Annotated in this window: 4 protein-coding genes and 1 pseudogene; 3 read left to right on the top strand and 2 right to left on the bottom strand. The window is 42.4% G+C overall.

The features are described 5' to 3' along the window. Nucleotides 1–609 (bottom strand): annotated as a pseudogene (locus tag QUB61_RS38855) (ISKra4 family transposase); the annotation flags it as partial. 80 nt (nt 610–689) lie between these two features. Further along, nucleotides 690–890, bottom strand: a complete 201-nt coding sequence (locus QUB61_RS38850; protein WP_333136725.1) for a hypothetical protein — start codon at nt 888–890, stop codon at nt 690–692. A 105-nt stretch (nt 891–995) separates the two neighbouring features. Between QUB61_RS38850 and QUB61_RS38845 the strand changes: the two genes are divergently transcribed. From QUB61_RS38845 to QUB61_RS38835, 3 genes are all read left to right on the top strand, one after another. Next, nucleotides 996–1,247, top strand: coding sequence for a zinc ribbon domain-containing protein (locus QUB61_RS38845; protein ID WP_333136724.1), 252 nt, complete (start codon nt 996–998; stop codon nt 1,245–1,247). Between the two features lie 152 nt (nt 1,248–1,399). Then, the gene (locus QUB61_RS38840) at nt 1,400–1,714 is read left to right on the top strand and encodes a hypothetical protein (RefSeq protein WP_333136722.1); all 315 of its coding nucleotides are present in this window, start codon (nt 1,400–1,402) and stop codon (nt 1,712–1,714) included. A gap of 312 nt (nt 1,715–2,026) precedes the next feature. After that, complete coding sequence (locus QUB61_RS38835) at nt 2,027–2,182, top strand: hypothetical protein (RefSeq protein ID WP_333136720.1); 156 nt, start codon at nt 2,027–2,029, stop codon at nt 2,180–2,182. The last annotated feature ends 506 nt before the right edge of the window (nt 2,183–2,688 follow it).

The following is a 2,688-nucleotide window of genomic DNA, read 5'->3' as shown; positions in this document are numbered from 1 at the left end:
AATGGTTATTAAATGGGATAGAAAAATTAAAAATAAAGGCAATGCTATTTTATCCGGTTTAGCTGCGTAGCAGCTTAGTGCTTTTGCACTTTTTACATTTCCTTTCCATAAATATGTTTCTGCTTGCTTCAATCGCTTAATTGAACCGCCTACTTTCTGAAGATTTTCATTCAAATGATACCAGTCCAAAATTTCTCTTCTGTCCTGTTCACAACTAATTTCCTTGAATATATTCCATACGCCATCATGTCCATCACCGTCTGACAAGTTACTGGTGAGAGCTAGTGGCTGTTGATTTGCCCAATTAACGATCATCTCATTTTGCTCGAAACTGGCTACTATGCCTGCTTCCGACACAATTGCTTTATAGTCTTTCCATTCGGATTTTTCTCCGAGTGGTCTTATCAATCGTGCTTTTCCACCGTCTGCACTTAACTCGGTAATATCTGCTGTTGCTACAGGCTGCTCAAATTTTTGATAATGTACTAATCTTTGTTGTGTCTTCGCTGGAACCGTAATCCCTGTTATATATTCAATATCTTTGGCTGCATTTTGATATGCAACATTAGCACTCAGTCTTAAACAACAGTTTTCTAAATGTGGACTCAATCTACTCCCACTCCCACACCCTAGTTTATCTGCTTGCTTTTGGGTGATGCTTAAATCACCTAATGTACTTTTTAATCTCTTTACCCTTCCTGCTTTTGTCCCGCTCGCTGAGTAGATAAAAAAATTCCGATCTGCGGTGTCACATGAGTTAACACCTTATCTTTAACCGTGATCTCGATATCTTCTAATGTTTTCAACGATTCCGGGTCACAATCAGCATACAGGATTGCCGAAATATCCTCTACATATGTTTGAATCGCCTGTTGTTGTTCGGGAGTCATCGTTCAATCGCCACTAATTAAGACATCATTATTTTCGCCGATTTTGCCAACAATAGCTCAAAACCTTTGCCCCACTTGTTTTGAGTATTTATACTTGTCGCAAAAGTGACACGCTCCCTCGCTGTCAATCCAGCCTATACAAGCCAAAGTTGTCATTGTTGTCTGCATATTGGCGTAAGAACCGAAAAACGTTTTAAGTGCAGCAACAAGGTTTGTGGTTGGATTAGAGACGCGGATGAAAATGGCTCAAAGATGATTGCACTATTGGGGCTGAGCGTAAACCAGCCTAGAGGTTCCTGGTTATCTTGCGAGATAACTGGAGGGCTACCAAAAGCCCACACTATAGCCTCAGCTTAGTGTGGGTAGTTTACTAAATGGTGTCTCGTCCGCATTGAAGAGATATTCATTGAGTGCGATCGAAACCTTGAAAAAACCCGAAATTACCTGAAAGAACAAGGACTTAACACAGATGAGTATTTCACGAAACGATCTGAAATGGCAACGCCGATTTGGGTGCTGTCAAAGAGATCGGCAATGTCCGCAAAGCGTTGGGACAGAAGGATTGGCAGCAAACTAACCTGGCGGATTCAAATGCTTCGGAAGTCCGGAAATATTATGAACTGATTCGCGAGAAGATGATGTCCCCGTCTGAAGCTTTGCTAGCAATTGCCAGTGCTCGAACAGGCACGGAAGCCGAAGCCCAGAACGACATGATTGACGAAAATGCGATCGACCACAGTGCTCTCCGTGATGGTCAGGAAGAAACCAGTGAATTGGTCACTGCTATTAGTGGGGTAGTTTGCCAGCAGGAAAAAAAACAGTGAGACGGACAACTGGAGCTTGGGGCTAGTCGAATCCCGCATGGAACTAGCTGAAGCTCTCTCGCCGGAGGCTGGTTCTGGAAGAGCAAGCTCGTACAGCTCACAGAGAAAAACTATTCACTGCTTTACTTATTTATGCGAGCTTGCGCCCCCCTTACCCTGATTCTGATTCATCAATATCTACTGGAAAAACAAGAACAATAATATCTACTGGAAAAACAAGAACAATGATTCAATGGTTATTTTCAATGTTCACACCTCCTGCCAATCCCTATCTGATTTCTTCAGCTTCGGTCTTTATGACGGGTTTGTTAAATGCTAGTTTCTATCAAATCTCGTGAAATTCATGATTGGGCCCACGAGCAAAAAGTTTACGTCTACACCGCCGATAACCAGTGTTTGAAACTCTGCAAAGTTCAGGATTTAAATCTGTTTCATGGCGATCGTACAATCTTCGTGGAGCCTGTTTGATGAGAACCTACAACTCTGCCAGCCAAAGTTAAAAGTTTTGCCACCGAATTGCGTAGGGGGCCGAGAATATCCCTATCCCGAAACCTGTTATCGACTGGAAACTGACCAAAAAGACTACGAATGCACCTTTCCTGACCCACAGCTAATTTTTTTGATTGAGTTGAACTCCCAGCTACAACTACAGGTAAATTCTCATGAATGACCAATTTTTTATTGATTGCACTGATTCCACTGATGGAATATCGGAACAGTGAGTTTCACCAAGAATAGCATTATTATGAATACTTCCGAGTTTGAAAAACTCATAGCTGGTGGCACAACGTGTGACTTGAGCAGTTTTACCAACGGTCAAACAATTGTTGTCGCTTAGTAGTCTATTTGAGAAGTAGGGGACAGCTAGCTAAGAGAAAAGTTTTGCTGTGCTAAAACCTGGGGGGGTGACAAAGAGGCCTAGGAGATAGACCGAATCAGGGTTGCAGCCCGCATACCTTGTTGATAAAAGCGAC

It is taken from the genome of Microcoleus sp. C2D2, from assembly GCF_036702495.1.
Taxonomy (GTDB): domain Bacteria; phylum Cyanobacteriota; class Cyanobacteriia; order Cyanobacteriales; family Microcoleaceae; genus Microcoleus.
Note: the sequence above shows the minus strand (reverse complement) of the source record. Positions and strands in the feature narration are given on the sequence as shown.